The 13,524-nt window shown below is 36.5% G+C and carries 17 protein-coding genes and 1 riboswitch; of the genes, 13 read left to right on the forward strand and 4 right to left on the reverse strand.

Features of this window, described 5'->3' with window-relative positions; all coding sequences use genetic code 11:
- Position 1 precedes the first annotated feature (1 nt).
- From RST01_RS00170 to RST01_RS00180, 3 genes are read left to right on the forward strand one after another with little or no spacing between them, the layout of a single operon-like run.
- Positions 2-637, forward strand: coding sequence for an ABC transporter permease (locus RST01_RS00170; RefSeq protein WP_147193357.1), 636 nt, complete (start codon positions 2-4; stop codon positions 635-637).
- Between the two features lie 12 nt (positions 638-649).
- Positions 650-1,570 (forward strand): osmoprotectant ABC transporter substrate-binding protein, encoded by a 921-nt coding sequence (locus tag RST01_RS00175; RefSeq protein WP_147193358.1) that lies wholly within the window; start codon positions 650-652, stop codon positions 1,568-1,570.
- On the forward strand, positions 1,567-2,268 hold the full coding sequence (locus RST01_RS00180; protein ID WP_443096413.1) for an ABC transporter permease: 702 nt from the start codon (positions 1,567-1,569) through the stop codon (positions 2,266-2,268). The genes RST01_RS00175 and RST01_RS00180 overlap by 4 nt, the downstream gene beginning before the upstream one ends.
- A gap of 47 nt (positions 2,269-2,315) precedes the next feature.
- Here the strand turns inward: RST01_RS00180 and RST01_RS00185 are convergent, their stop codons facing one another.
- Positions 2,316-2,879: a flavodoxin family protein gene (locus RST01_RS00185; RefSeq protein WP_147193359.1), complete on the reverse strand. Its 564-nt coding sequence runs from the start codon at positions 2,877-2,879 to the stop codon at positions 2,316-2,318.
- 151 nt (positions 2,880-3,030) lie between these two features.
- Here RST01_RS00185 and RST01_RS00190 point away from each other — a divergent pair, with 151 nt between their 5' ends.
- Positions 3,031-3,606, forward strand: a complete 576-nt coding sequence (locus RST01_RS00190) for a superoxide dismutase family protein (protein WP_147193360.1) — start codon at positions 3,031-3,033, stop codon at positions 3,604-3,606.
- A 340-nt stretch (positions 3,607-3,946) separates the two neighbouring features.
- Here RST01_RS00190 and RST01_RS00195 read toward each other — a convergent pair whose 3' ends face one another.
- Positions 3,947-4,996, reverse strand: a complete 1,050-nt coding sequence (locus RST01_RS00195; RefSeq protein ID WP_147193361.1) for a DUF4352 domain-containing protein — start codon at positions 4,994-4,996, stop codon at positions 3,947-3,949.
- A gap of 292 nt (positions 4,997-5,288) precedes the next feature.
- Entirely contained in the window at positions 5,289-5,504 is a 216-nt protein-coding gene (locus RST01_RS00200) for a YczO family protein (protein ID WP_147193362.1), read from the reverse strand.
- Between the two features lie 247 nt (positions 5,505-5,751).
- Between RST01_RS00200 and RST01_RS00205 the strand changes: the two genes are divergently transcribed.
- Both RST01_RS00205 and RST01_RS00210 read left to right on the forward strand, forming a co-directional pair.
- The gene (locus tag RST01_RS00205; RefSeq protein WP_147193363.1) at positions 5,752-6,078 is read left to right on the forward strand and encodes a nucleoside triphosphate pyrophosphohydrolase; all 327 of its coding nucleotides are present in this window, start codon (positions 5,752-5,754) and stop codon (positions 6,076-6,078) included.
- A gap of 102 nt (positions 6,079-6,180) precedes the next feature.
- A riboswitch (SAM riboswitch) is annotated at positions 6,181-6,281 on the forward strand.
- A gap of 129 nt (positions 6,282-6,410) precedes the next feature.
- A complete protein-coding gene (locus RST01_RS00210; RefSeq protein WP_147193364.1) occupies positions 6,411-7,514 on the forward strand; it encodes a 5-methyltetrahydropteroyltriglutamate--homocysteine S-methyltransferase in 1,104 nt (367 codons plus the stop codon).
- Positions 7,515-7,565: 51 nt separating this feature from the next.
- Here RST01_RS00210 and RST01_RS00215 read toward each other — a convergent pair whose 3' ends face one another.
- Positions 7,566-7,979 (reverse strand): PH domain-containing protein, encoded by a 414-nt coding sequence (locus RST01_RS00215; protein ID WP_147193365.1) that lies wholly within the window; start codon positions 7,977-7,979, stop codon positions 7,566-7,568.
- A 183-nt stretch (positions 7,980-8,162) separates the two neighbouring features.
- Between RST01_RS00215 and RST01_RS00220 the strand changes: the two genes are divergently transcribed.
- From RST01_RS00220 to RST01_RS00250, 7 genes are all read left to right on the forward strand, one after another.
- Entirely contained in the window at positions 8,163-9,128 is a 966-nt protein-coding gene (locus tag RST01_RS00220; RefSeq protein WP_147193366.1) for an NAD(P)H-dependent flavin oxidoreductase, read from the forward strand.
- A gap of 111 nt (positions 9,129-9,239) precedes the next feature.
- The gene (locus tag RST01_RS00225; RefSeq protein ID WP_147193367.1) at positions 9,240-9,911 is read left to right on the forward strand and encodes a reverse transcriptase-like protein; all 672 of its coding nucleotides are present in this window, start codon (positions 9,240-9,242) and stop codon (positions 9,909-9,911) included.
- Between the two features lie 43 nt (positions 9,912-9,954).
- The gene (locus tag RST01_RS00230) at positions 9,955-10,617 is read left to right on the forward strand and encodes a response regulator transcription factor (RefSeq protein ID WP_244946649.1); all 663 of its coding nucleotides are present in this window, start codon (positions 9,955-9,957) and stop codon (positions 10,615-10,617) included.
- Positions 10,607-11,653, forward strand: a complete 1,047-nt coding sequence (locus RST01_RS00235; RefSeq protein WP_184117474.1) for a sensor histidine kinase — start codon at positions 10,607-10,609, stop codon at positions 11,651-11,653. Before RST01_RS00230 ends, RST01_RS00235 begins: the two co-directional genes overlap by 11 nt.
- A gap of 63 nt (positions 11,654-11,716) precedes the next feature.
- Positions 11,717-12,295: a YdhK family protein gene (locus tag RST01_RS00240; RefSeq protein ID WP_244946623.1), complete on the forward strand. Its 579-nt coding sequence runs from the start codon at positions 11,717-11,719 to the stop codon at positions 12,293-12,295.
- A gap of 112 nt (positions 12,296-12,407) precedes the next feature.
- Positions 12,408-12,728, forward strand: a complete 321-nt coding sequence (locus RST01_RS00245) for a four-helix bundle copper-binding protein (protein ID WP_147193370.1) — start codon at positions 12,408-12,410, stop codon at positions 12,726-12,728.
- A gap of 175 nt (positions 12,729-12,903) precedes the next feature.
- A complete protein-coding gene (locus RST01_RS00250) occupies positions 12,904-13,503 on the forward strand; it encodes a YdhK family protein (RefSeq protein WP_184117475.1) in 600 nt (199 codons plus the stop codon).
- Positions 13,504-13,524: the final 21 nt, after the last annotated feature.

Genomic DNA, 13,524 nt, shown 5'->3' on the forward strand with positions numbered 1-13,524 from the left:
TATGATTGAATTTTTAACGGAAAATAGTGGCGCGATTATTCAAAAGACCTTTGAGCATTTCTATATCTCAATTATTGCTCTGTTGCTGGGCATTATAGTGGCGGTCCCTCTTGGTATAATCCTATCTAAAACTGAAAAAGTGGCCAAAGTAGTACTTGGCATTACTAGTATTCTTCAGACGCTCCCTTCATTAGCCATTTTAGCTATGATGATTCCATTTATTGGCGTTGGTAAGGTACCCGCAATTATCGCCCTCTTTATTTATACTCTGCTTCCCATCCTAAATAACACATACATAGGTATGCGCTCAGTCAATAAAGATTTAGTTGCTGCAGGCATCAGTATGGGGATGACTACAATTCAGACCATCCGCTTAGTAGAATTGCCCATTGCCATCCCTGTTATTATGGCAGGTATTCGCTTATCAGCTGTGTATGTGATTTCATGGGCTACGCTTGCTTCCTATATTGGTGCTGGGGGTCTCGGCGACTTTATCTTCAATGGGCTAAACCTCTATCAGCCTGATTTCATCATAGGCGGTGCAGTGCTTGTTACATTGCTTGCGCTCATTAGTGACTTTATTTTATCGAAAGTTGAAAAATGGGCTACGCCTAAGGGATTAAGGATTGTACGATAGGAGGAAATGAATATGAAACAATGGTTAAAAGGGATTGTCGCTATCTTGCTTTTGTTCACAATTACTGCATGTAATAAGTCAAACCAAGATGTGGATGAGATCAAAGTAGCTTCTATGGTAACAACCGAAAGTCAAATTATGGGTAATATGTTGAAGCAATTAATCGAGCATGATACGAATGAAAAAGTAGAGCTTATTAATAATTTAGGATCAAGTGTTGTAGCGCATCAAGCCATGCAAAATGGGGATGCCAACATTTCTGCCGTTAGATATACAGGGACGGATTTGACGGGGGTACTACAAGCAGAACCGCTTAAGAATCCTCAAAAAGCATTAACGTTTGTACAAGATAAGTTTGATAAAAAATATAATCAAACGTTCTTTGATTCGTATGGATTTGCCAATACGTATGCATTTATGGTGACTCGTAAAACAGCAGAGCAATATCATTTGAAAAAATTAAGCGATTTAAAGAAGGTTGCTAGCAAGCTCCAAGCTGGGGTTGATACATCTTGGATGAACAGGCCAGGGGATGGTTATAAGGCTTTTGTAAAAGAATACGGTTTTGATTTTAAAGATGTTTTCCCTATGCAAATTGGGCTTGTCTATGATGCCGTTTCAGCCGGAAAAATGGACGTTGTGCTGGGCTATACAACAGATGGCCGTATAGCAAGTTATGATTTAGTAATTTTGGAGGATGATTTACACTTTTTCCCTCCATATGATGCCAGTCCTTTTGCAACAAATGAGCTACTAGAAAAAAAACCAGAAGTAAGAAAATCCATCGAAAAATTAATCGGAAAGATTTCGACTAAACAAATGCAAAAGTTAAATTATGAAGCTGATAATAATTTAATCGAGCCAGCAGTTGTCGCCGAAAAATTCTTAGAAGAACATAATTATTTTGATGAGAAAGGGGGAGATGGCCAATGAAGGATATGACAAAGTTGAATACATTTGAGCAATTTATGTATTACTTTCAAGAAAACGGTATGTATGTGTTAACCCAGTTTATGACCCACTTTTTAATATCTGTTTACGGTGTACTGCTAGCGGCATTGTTTGGTATTCCGATTGGGATACTAATAGCAAAATATAAAAAGCTCGCAAGTCCTTTGATTACAATAGCAAACATAATCCAGACTATCCCGGCCTTAGCTTTGCTTGCGATTCTTATGCTTGGTATGGGGCTGGGGAAAACAACGGTTATTGTTGCCGTATTTCTATATTCTTTATTACCGATTATTAAAAACACATATACAGGCATCACAACAATAGATAATAATTTAATTGATTCCGGTAAAGGCATGGGTATGACGCGTTTGCAAGTGCTTTATATGATTGAATTACCTCTATCCTTGAAGGTAATTATTGCAGGAATACGTATTGCTTTAGTCATTGCCATCGGAATTACAGCTATAGGGGCATTTATTGGAGCAGGGGGTCTTGGCGATATTATCATCCGTGGTACAAATGCGACTGACGGAACAGCCATCATTTTAGCAGGAGCTATTCCTACCGCATTTATGGCAATAATAGTTGATGTTTTGCTAAGTGTTGTGGAAAGGCGAATGGATCCAATGAGAAGACGTAAGGGAGATCAACTTAAGGTACAGTCTTTACAAGAATAAAAACTTCGACTTTAAAAGAGGGATTGGCTTATGCCAATCCCTCTTTATTAATGTGCGTTTGATTTTGATTCCAATTTTAGCTTTTCGTTTAACAACAAAGCTTCAGCAACTGCTTGTTCGTCTTTCACAACGTCACCTGGTCTTCTGCCTTGACCGATAATGTAAGTAGAAAAGTTAATGGAGAGAAAATCAAATGTGTATTTAAATTGTTGGATAAGCGGCAATGCTTTAATGCGTGGAATGTCGCCACCCACTGTTACTACAATTGCGTTAACAGTCTTTAAGTGTTCCTTCAATTCTGGATAACGCTCGTCACGGATGGCTTGGCTGAGGCGGTCAATCATGTTTTTCATTAATCCAGTCATGCTATACCAATAAACAGGAGTAGAGAAAATCAATACATCACTTTCTAGGATGGCTTCAATGATTTGATCATAATCGTCAGCAACTGGTCTAAAACCTTTCATATCATGTCTCAAATCATGGATAGGTTCAATCATAATATCTTTTAAGTAGATGCGTCTGTGAGTTACATTTTTTGTTACGATATCAGTGAGAATTTCTGTATTACCATTAGCGCGAGAACTTCCTATAAAGGTAGTAATTTTCATACAATTTCTCCTTTCTATCGTTCTTATTCTCTATTATAACTTAATAAAGTGTTCAATTGTTAGAAATTTCAAAAAGTAAACAAAAAGAATCACAAACATATCGAATAAAAATAGGCTTAGCTGCCCACTCTGAGAGAAAGGAGTGTTTTAAATGAAATTATTAAAAAATACTTGGCCTATGTTAGTCGCTCTTCTCATTCTAACCGGTTGTTCGACAAACAAACAAAAAGTAGACAACTTAAAACCAGTAAGTGGAGAAAAAAATACAACCATTCACGCAACGGCTAAGTTTATTAATACAGAGGGTAAAGAGTTAGGGAAAGCAAATTTGACAGAAAATGAAAAGGGCGTACAAATCGATTTGAAGTTACAGGGTTTACCACCAGGAGACCATGGGATCCATATTCATGAAAAAGGGATATGTGAGAAACCAACATTCGAATCTGCAGGAAGTCATTTTAATCCAACTCACAAAGTTCACGGATACTACAACGCAAAAGGTTATCATTTAGGCGATCTTCCAAATATACAAGTGGAAGAGGATGGAACAGTAGATGTAGGTTTTGCGACAAAGGCCTTCACTTTAAAAGAGGGAGCACATAATACATTGTTTGATAAGGATGGAAGTGCATTTGTTATTCACGAAAAAGCAGATGACTATAAAACTGATCCAAGCGGTAATTCAGGCGCACGAATTGCGTGCGGAGTAATTGAAAAAAATAATTAACATCTTAAAAAAGCTAACGCCATATCATATTGACTACCAGACGAAAGAGCGACAAAGCCACCTCCAAGCTGTCGCTCATTATTCTCAATAAGTAAGAGACGATTAAGTATGTTGCTTCAGCAATGGAGACCATGATAAGCTGTCAATTGGTTGCGTCTTGATGTCGAAGAAATTGTGTAGTTACTTATATCTAGTGTTATCCGTTAAGGATTAGAACTTTTTCTAGAAAATATGGGCAATAACATTATAAAAAATCAGTAATGGCTTCTGCGTACAGAAGAATATTTATTAACCAAAATAAAAACCGCTTGAATCTTACCATTCAAGCGGTTTTTTTTATTTAATAAGTCTGTAATACGAATGCTTTAAGCAAATCATCGTATTCGCTATTCATATCTTGGTCTGTCTTTTGAATTGTCCATTTACCATCTGTTTCTTTTAAAATGAGTGCATATTCACGACTATCATCTTTCAAACTCGTATTGTTCATAATTTGATCAATACGGCTAAATGTGTAATTTAAAGCATCTTCTTGAGCTTTTTTATATTCTTTATAGCTATATTTATTTTGGTTTTTCTTAGCAAATTGTTCGCTTACTTTTCGAGATTGTTTATAAAGATCTGATGTGTCGAAATTTTTAAAGCTAACATTTATTTTAGCTTGTTTTGAATCACCATAAGCGATTTTATAAGTAGGCTCAATTTTTTTATTTAAAGCGTTTCGGTATTTTTCAATAAACATTTTTTCCAAACGCATGGATGGTGTAAACTCACCAAAGCCTTCCTTCAATTGATTGGCAAGTTCTTCATCAAACTTTTGGCTGTCTGCTAAGACATCATTTGTGAGTAAGGATTTAAAATCTGGATTGTCATTGCTTAAGAAAACTTGATCAACATAAGCTGCTACAGCTTTCTTGGCATTCTCTGAATCATTTTTATACTTCGACGGATCCACTGATACTACTAACTCTTTATGTTTCTCACCTTTGTCATCATAAATGCGCGGTTGATAATGAAGCTCATACTTTTCTTCTTTATTGACAGGGTAAAAGAGGTCACCACTCGCTTTTTTCTCAGGAGAGATACTTCCTGATAGTTCTTTAAAAGATTCTTCATCCGGTGGATTTACATAGACAGAGTCAATTTTTTCATCATCTTTACTACCATATAAACTAAAGTTTGAAGAATTTACTGGGATTTCATTTTTAGATTTATTTTGGACTGTCACATTTAATTTGAGATATATTTTTTCATCGGTTTCATCATACTTGGTAATTGTTACATATTCTCCAGAATTAACTTTAAACGCAATATCACTCGCTTCGCTTCCAGATTTGTTTGTTTTTTTGCTGCTTCCACATGCCGCTAAGGCAAAGGTAAGAATAGCCAATAGGCTTAGCAGCCACAAATTCTTTCTGTTAATAGGAAACCCCTCCGTTTTCTTTTTAATTTGCTGAACCAAATGGTAACCAATCTTTCACAATAGAATCATCATTCTAAGGTATTCAACTGCAAAATTTTTGTGAAATGCTTATAAATAAGCAGTGAAAGGGTATGGATTCTTCTAGTTGCCGTATGTATTTGTTCGTATTCCGCCCCTTGAGAAAAGAGACTTTCACTCTCATGAAAGTCTCTTATACATGTCTTGCACGGATGTATGTGAGTAATAGAGAAGCACTAGCCTAGCCAGGATAGCGCTCTTCACTTGAAGAGGTATCCTTTGTATGATGGTTGTGTTTTTCATCTTCAACTTGTTGATTTAACTCCTCCATTGGGATGGGATCAACCGTTTGCATTTCAGGGTCTTTGTCGTAGATACTTTCTTTATCAGACTTTACTTCATCTGGTGTATCCAATGGTCCTTCTTTTAAATTTTCGGCTTTGTCATTTTCTTTCATTTTCATCATCCTTTCTTACTTTACATATAGCCTCAATTCAAAAAGTTAAACCATTTTTTAAACAGAATTCGGCAATTTTTGTGTGTAATCGGTAATAGTGGTGATCAGCTGATGGTTTCCTATAAAGGATAAAATGTATTACTTCTAAATTCTAGTTTTTCTTATAAAATAGTGTAAAATAGAGAAAAAAGAAACAGTACTAAAAACTCTATTTATACTAAATTACTCAGAGGTAGGTGAGTACAAATTGCCAATTTACAATAAATTAGTCCGAGATTTTATCCCAGAAATCATCGAATTAAAAGGAAAAAAATGTATATTTAAACAATTGAGTGAACAAGAGTTTCTACAGGAAATGAAGAAAAAATTCATAGAGGAAGCCTACGAAGTAAACGAAGCCAAAAACAGGGAAGAGATGAAGGAAGAATTGGGAGACCTTTTGGAACTTATACATAGAGCATTAATAGTTTATGATATTTCGTTGGAAGAATTGGAAGAATCACGTTCAGCTAAAGCTGAAAAAAGTGGTGGTTTCTCAAAAGGTATTTATTTGGTTGAGGTGCAAGATGAGTAGAATATATAGTTGATTTAAAAGTTGAATTAAAAATTTTTAAAAAACATTGACAATTCTATTTATTGCGTTATTATATATTTATACAAACTTAATATGTTGATTTTCTTATCCAGAGAGGTGGAGGGACTGGCCCTTTGAAGCCTCGGCAGCGGACTATTAAAGTACTGTGCCAATTCCAGTAGCGTAAAGCTAGCAGATAAGAGGAGCGTTTTTTTCGTATGGTATTCCAACCCTCTTCTTATTCATTGAGAAGAGGGTTTTTTCTATTTAGAGGGTAGAAGAGTTGGAGTCAATTAGTCAATTAACTAAATGAAACTAAGGGAGAGATTTTGATGACAAAGACGTTAGTAAAAGCACCATTTAGAGCTGATCATGTAGGTAGTTTATTAAGACCAGAAAGCATTCACCAAGCACGTAAGGACTATCAAGAAGGTAACATATCCGCAGAACAATTACATCAGATTGAGACGGAAGAGATCAAAAAAGCGGTGGATAAACAGATTGATGTTGGTTTACAAGCAGTAACTGATGGTGAGTTTCGACGTAGATTTTGGCATACAGATTTTCTTGAACATTTAAACGGTGTTGAAGGATATATCCCAGAACACGGCTTCCAATTTAAAGGAGAAGAAACAGAAAAATATGATGTTCGTAATAACGGAAAGATTTCTTTCAACCCAAAACATCCGCATATTCAAGATTTTCTAGAGTTCAAAGAAATTGTAGGAGATCGGGCAATTCCAAAACAAACGATACCTAGCCCAAACCAATTATTCAATGCTGGCATAAGAAAACTTGACATCTATCCAGATATCGAGGAATATGCGAGTGATATTATCCAAACTTACCGGGATGCAATCCAGGCCTTCTATGAAGCAGGTTGTCGTTATTTGCAGTTGGATGATGTCTATATTGCGGGACTGAATGCTGAGAATATTCCGTTTAACGACAGTGGATATTCACGTGAAGAATTGATTAACCTTGCGCTTCGGGTAGCAAATGGAGTGTTAGAAGGCAAGCCGGAAGATTTAATAGTAACTACACATTTATGCCGGGGGAATTATCGTTCAAAATGGGCGTTTGAAGGAAGTTATGCTAAAATTGCTCCAACTTTGTTCGCAAATGAAATAGTGGACGGATTTTTCTTAGAATATGATGACAATCGGTCTGGCGACTTCACACCACTATCCTATATTCCAAAGGGCGGGCCGCAGGTAGTTCTGGGAGTATTTACTTCAAAATTCGGCGAGTTGGAAGACAAGGAAAACATCAAAGCTCGTGTAGAAGAGGCAACACAATTTGTACCACTCGAGCAGCTATGTATCAGCCCACAGTGTGGATTCGCTTCAACCCATCATGGTAATATTCTAACGGAAGAAGAACAATGGGCAAAATTAAAGTTTATTGTTGATATATCAAAAGAGATTTGGGGATAAGAGAGTGGGAACAGCTAGTAAAGCTGTTCCTTATTTTGATTCATAGATGATTTACTGATTTAGCTTGGAGTCTAATTCAATTTTAGGGTTAATACTTTTTAAAGTAGCTAAAAATTGCAGCTGCTCCTTTGGAGATACAAGTGCCATTTTATTGTCTGCGTCATAAATGATCTCCAATCGATCTATTGAAAGGGCAGGGGCAGCAAGCAAATTTTTGGTTTTAGCAATTGTTTTAATCTCTTTGATAGGAACGTTCTTTTTGAAGGGGCCATTTCGAATAATCAGGTAGCTTTGATTAACTTTATATCCTGTACAAAACCAACCCCATATGAGCAAAATTGCTAACGGAACAGTAAAAACAAGGACTACATAATCTCTTCCTGCAACAAGAGGTGCGAAACAAGCAATGATTGTACCCCAATATAAAGGGTATTGCCATAAATCTTTTTTAGATGGGTAATACATCTTGTTAAATCCTTTCGCTAATTTATTTTTAAAACATTCATATATGGAAATTAATTCTTTATATTACTTTATCAAATGCAGACCCGCATTTCATTCTATTTTAGTTCCAATAATATGAAAATTCTTTGCATTCCCTTATACTAATAGAAAGAAAGGTATATACAATACATGGGGGTGTCCAAATTGAAAACACGTGTTACAGAGATTCTTGGAATTAAGTATCCCATTGTCCAAGGTGGTCTTGCTTATTTGGCTTACGCCGATTTATGCGCTGCGGTTTCAAATGCTGGCGGGATAGGACAGATTACAGCCGCTACTTTGGGATCTAAGGAAAAGCTTCGAGATGAAATCCGAAAAGTGCGCACATTAACAGATCGTCCTTTTGGCGTCAACTTCGCTATTTCAAAACATCAAAATGCATATGAAGAGCTTTTAGAAACCGCAATTGAAGAGAAAGTACCTGCTATTTCTATTACAGGTGGTAATCCAGCACCAGTGTTAAAACGCGTTAAAAATGAAGATATTCGCACTCTAGTCTTGGTTTCAGGAGTAAGGCAAGCTCAGAAAGCGGAAGAACTAGGAGCAGATATATTGATGGCAGTTGGTCAAGAAGGTGGCGGCCATTTAGGACGCGAAGATATTGGCACAATAGTTCTTGTACCGCGCGTTGTTGAATCCGTATCTATTCCTGTTCTTGCTAGTGGCGGTATTGGCGATGGTAGAGGATTGCTTGCAGGCCTCTCGCTTGGTGCTGAAGGTATTGAAATGGGTACACGTTTTATCGCCACTAAAGAATGCGTCCATGCAAGTGAAGTGTATAAGCAAGCGATTATTCACGGAAAAGAAACAGATACTGTCGTAATCAAGCGGTCACTTGGTGCTCCTGCTCGCACCATTAAATCTCCTTTCACAGAAAAAATACTTCAAAAAGAAGAAAGCGGAGCAACTTATGAAGATTTGAAAGATATGATTAGTGGTGAAGCGAATTGCAAATATATTTATGATGGCGAGCAAGAAAGTGGTTTTGGTTGGGCTGGCCAAGTAATTGGTTTGATTGATCATGTGCCGTCTGTCGCTCAACTATTTGACGAGGTGATAGAAACAGCAGTAAACGGGCAAAATCGATTAGCTCAAATTTTAGGCGAGTAGCCTATTGTAGCCTCTTTATTAGAGGCTTTTTGTGTTAGGTGAGCTACTATATCATAATTAATCTGTATATTGGTGACAATAAGCTAAAAAGATAAAATGACGGAGGTTTCAATGAAAATTACAATCGAATGGACTTACAAAATTCCACGTGGTGTTATGGAGACAGTCTTTCGCTCTGATCAAATGGAAGCTGGAAAAGCACTTAAAATGGCGGAAGATATTGAGAAAACAGGACGTATTAAAAATTTACTGTTGATAGACCCACATGGTAGTACATGGACAATGAAAGAGTTAAAACGCTATTTGAAAGAAATTGAAGAGGAGCCACACAATATTACAGTTTATTTTGACGGCGGATATGATTTAAAGACTGCGGTTTCGGGACTTGGTTGTGCTATCTACTTTGAACAAAATGGTAAACAAAAACGACTGCGAAGAAACGTACAGGCGGTTGGTCATAAATCAAACAATGAGGCAGAGTATGCAGCGCTGCATTTGAGTATTATCGAATTGGAGCTTTTAAATGTACATCATATGAATGTACGCTTTTTGGGAGATTCACAAGTCGTAATCAATCAAATGAGTGGTGAATGGGCGGTGCTAGAGCCAAATTTACTAAGTTTTGCAGATCGTATAGATACTGCGCTAAAAAAACTAGGCATTGAAGCAGAGTATGAACATATATCACGTAAAATGAATGGTGAAGCAGATCGTCTTGCTTCACAAGCATTGCAAGGCATCGAAATTGCCGCACAAGTAGAATACGTATTAGAGAGTGACTAATTATTGAAAACAGACATTAAGAAAAAGAGTGAGTAGCTTGAAAGTGTTAATAATAGATGATGAACAAAAAATAACAGATGTCTTAACATCTTATTTTGAGAGAAATGGAGATCAAACCTGTGTAGCAAATACAGGGGAAAAGGCTATTGAGATGATGGACAATATACCGCTTGATATGATTATTTTGGATTTAATGCTACCGGATATGGATGGGGAGGAAATCTGTCGGTATGCCAAATTGAACTATCAAATACCCGTCATCATGCTGACAGCCAAAATATCAATTGAAGACAAGGTGAACGGCTTTAACAGTGGTGCAGATGACTATGTGGTCAAACCATTTCATCCAAAAGAGATACTGATTCGGGCTGAAAGACTCCTTCCCTTAAAAACACAGCAAGATGTGATTAGATTTGGAGACCTAACTATTCTTAAAGAATTGAATACAGTTAAAAGACAGGAGGAAACGATACAACTAACACAGCATGAAGCAACGATTTTATGCTTGCTTGCTGAAAATCCTAAAAAGGTATATAGCCGGGAAGATTTACTGTACAAAATGGTTGGTGGTGTACAAGAGAATAATCCTCGTGTTGTTGACCAGCATATAAAAAATCTCCGTAAAAAGCTGAACTATGACTATATACAAACAGTTTTTGGTATTGGGTATAAAATGAACGAAATGGCGGATGAAGATGAAATTTAAAGTTAGAATCGCCTTTATTATTGCTGCATTTTCTTTAACAATGCTTCTTATAATCACTGCAATCCTGTTATATAAAGGGCATGAACATTTAATGATGTTACAACTTAAAGATGCGGAAGAAATTATTCATCATTTTGACATGGCGCTTGCTGAAACAGCTGTCTGGTCAATCGGTTTGTTGTTTATCATTATTTTAGTGTCCAGTTTTTTCATAGCTCGGACTTTGACTAAGCCAATTCAAGAGTTGAATCATTTTGCTTTACAGTTAGTCAAAGGGAAAAGAGATTTGAATATTACCTATACAATTGATGATCAGATTGGCCAATTAGGACAGTCCTTGAAAACATTAGATAAAACATTGAGTGTTTATGAGGTTCGGCGAAAAGAAATGACACAAGATTTAGCCCACGAAATTCGTAATCCATTAGCATCTGTGAAGAGTTATTTGAGCGCTTTTGAGGATGGCGTATGGAAGGCAACTCCGAAAAGGCTTGAAGCGTGTATTGAAGAAATTGATCGTCTTATTTTGCTGGTAGGTGAGCTGGATACGTTAAATGATATTAATAGTCCAACTTTTAAAATCAACAAGCAACTTCATCAGGTTGCTCCCGTTATAGAGAGTGCTGTCATATCTCTTGCAAGTGAACTGCTTGAAAGAAAAATAGAAGTGAATTTGGCGTTGGACCAGAGTATTTTTGCTTCTGTCGATTCATTACGCTTAAATCAAATCCTGCATAATATCATTAAGAATGCACTTTTCCATCTTCCGGTAAAAGGGACTCTGGAAATTCAATTGATGAATAAATCACAAGAGGAACTTCAAATAATTATCTCAGATAACGGATGTGGTATGGACGAAGAAACATCCAGCAAATTATTTGAACGAAATTATAGAGGGCAAAATAATTATAAAGGTTCTGGAATTGGCATGACAATCACGAAAAAGCTAGTCGAAGCTCATGGTGGACAAGTTTTTGTCAAAAGTCTTCTAGACAAAGGTACTACATTTACGATTTCTCTACCTATTTCTTCATAAATTCTACATATGTTTACGATATCTTTGACATGTTAATAGAAGTAGATAGAGGAGGAGTTTAAATTGAATAAAAAATGGACCATGGGATTCTTATCCATTACAACTGCATTTGCATTAGTAGCATGCAATGATCAACAAGGCGACCAAAAGAAAGGAGAGCAAGCAAAGACAACTGAACAACAGAATACGAATTCCGATCATATGAATATGGATCACTCTAGTTCAGGAGAAGTACCAACTGGATTGCAAGAAGCTAAAAATCCAACCTTTAAAATAGGCTCCAAAGCAATTATGCATACCGACCATATGCCTGGAATGGAGGGAGCGAAAGCAACAATTGTTGGGGCATATGACACAACAGTCTATTCAGTATCTTATAAGCCAACAGATGGTGGTAAAGAAGTGAAAAATCATAAATGGGTCATCCAGCAAGAGATCAAAGATGCGGACAATAAAAAGTTCGCAAAAGGTGACGAAGTGACATTAGAAGCAGATCATATGAAAGGAATGAAGGGTGCAAAAGGCATCATTGATTCCTCGAAAGATACGACCGTTTATATGGTTAACTATACGCCGACAAATGGCGACAAAGAAGTGAAAAATCATAAATGGGTTACAGAAGATGAACTAACTAAAGAATAAACACAAAACCCTCCAATCGAAAATTCAGGTTGGAGGGTTTTGTGTTTATGAAATTTATAGCTGGGAATAATAAAAAAGAGAGCAAATTAAAAATATAACAGGAGGTATTATTATGAATTATGAAGAGTGTATTCAAGCTTGTATAGACTGTATGGAGGCGTGCAATCGTTGTTATGATGCATGTTTGAAAGAAGAAAATGTAAAAATGATGGTAGAGTGTATTCGAATGGACCGCGAATGTGCTGACATTTGTGCGCTAGCTATTAAATCAATGCAATCTAACAGTCCATTTGCTTCATTAATCTGTAAACTATGTGCGGAAATTTGTGAAGCATGCGGAAATGAATGTAAAAAGCATGACCATCAACACTGCCAAGAATGTGCAGAAGCCTGCTATCGATGCGCAGAAGCTTGCCGTAGTATGGCAAAATAACTAATCCATTTCGTGAGAGCTAGAGTACCTCTAGCTCTTCTTGTTGTTTGTGTATCAAAACAAATGTATTAAACGTTGTTTAATCCTCGCCGTCTTTTTACATTGTTTTTTATTGAAAGAAATAAAATATAGATGAATGTACATACTACCCATATCAAAATTATGGGAGGAAAAAATGATTAAGAAACCAGTTACGCTAGTGTATATTTTACTGACAGTTTTAGTGCTTGCTGCTTGCGGCAATAGCGATACAAAAAAAGTTAACAAAAATATAAATTTAGCTCCAGATGATCATTTAAACATGGAAACTAAACATTCCGTTACGGATAATACTGATGTGGAAGATTACAACTCAGGGATTGTCCCTCCAAACATAAAAAAAGCTTCGACACCAGCATATCCTGTCGGTAGTCGAGTAGCCGTATTGGCCACCCATAAAGAAGGGATGAAAGGAGCAAAAGGGACTATTGTGGGTGCTTATGATTCAACAGCATACCAGGTAGATTATGCAAAAACATCAGATGTTCGAGAAGTAATGGGCTACAAATGGATTGTGCAAGAAGAGATACAAAAATCGAACGATAAACTGTTGCAACCAGGAGAACATATTACGTTAGAAGCGGATCATTTACCAGGAATGAAGGGAGCAAGAGCAAGGATTATTACGGGCAAAAAAACAAACGTCTACATGATTAATTATCAACCGACTACAGGAGAAGCGAAAGAAAGAAACTATAAATGGGTAATAGAAAGCGAATTAACGAAAGAGCAATAACTATTTTTAATTTTTATTAAT

The sequence above is a fragment of the Rummeliibacillus stabekisii genome, assembly GCF_007988965.1.
Classification (GTDB): domain Bacteria; phylum Bacillota; class Bacilli; order Bacillales_A; family Planococcaceae; genus Rummeliibacillus; species Rummeliibacillus stabekisii.

Excerpts from the sequence above, each read along its gene's own strand:
- RST01_RS00235 (WP_184117474.1), top strand. The coding sequence starts at position 10,607 with ATGAAATTTAAAGTTAGAATCGCCTTTATTATTGCTGCATTTTCTTTA.
- RST01_RS00180 (WP_443096413.1), top strand. The coding sequence starts at position 1,567 with ATGAAGGATATGACAAAGTTGAATACATTTGAGCAATTTATGTATTAC.
- RST01_RS00175 (WP_147193358.1), top strand. The coding sequence starts at position 650 with ATGAAACAATGGTTAAAAGGGATTGTCGCTATCTTGCTTTTGTTCACA.
- RST01_RS00245 (WP_147193370.1), top strand. The coding sequence starts at position 12,408 with ATGAATTATGAAGAGTGTATTCAAGCTTGTATAGACTGTATGGAGGCG.
- RST01_RS00215 (WP_147193365.1), bottom strand. The coding sequence starts at position 7,979 with ATGTATTACCCATCTAAAAAAGATTTATGGCAATACCCTTTATATTGG.
- RST01_RS00225 (WP_147193367.1), top strand. The coding sequence starts at position 9,240 with ATGAAAATTACAATCGAATGGACTTACAAAATTCCACGTGGTGTTATG.
- RST01_RS00170 (WP_147193357.1), top strand. The coding sequence starts at position 2 with ATGATTGAATTTTTAACGGAAAATAGTGGCGCGATTATTCAAAAGACC.
- RST01_RS00210 (WP_147193364.1), top strand. The coding sequence starts at position 6,411 with ATGACAAAGACGTTAGTAAAAGCACCATTTAGAGCTGATCATGTAGGT.
- RST01_RS00190 (WP_147193360.1), top strand. The coding sequence starts at position 3,031 with ATGAAATTATTAAAAAATACTTGGCCTATGTTAGTCGCTCTTCTCATT.
- RST01_RS00200 (WP_147193362.1), bottom strand. The coding sequence starts at position 5,504 with ATGAAAGAAAATGACAAAGCCGAAAATTTAAAAGAAGGACCATTGGAT.
- RST01_RS00250 (WP_184117475.1), top strand. The coding sequence starts at position 12,904 with ATGATTAAGAAACCAGTTACGCTAGTGTATATTTTACTGACAGTTTTA.
- RST01_RS00185 (WP_147193359.1), bottom strand. The coding sequence starts at position 2,879 with ATGAAAATTACTACCTTTATAGGAAGTTCTCGCGCTAATGGTAATACA.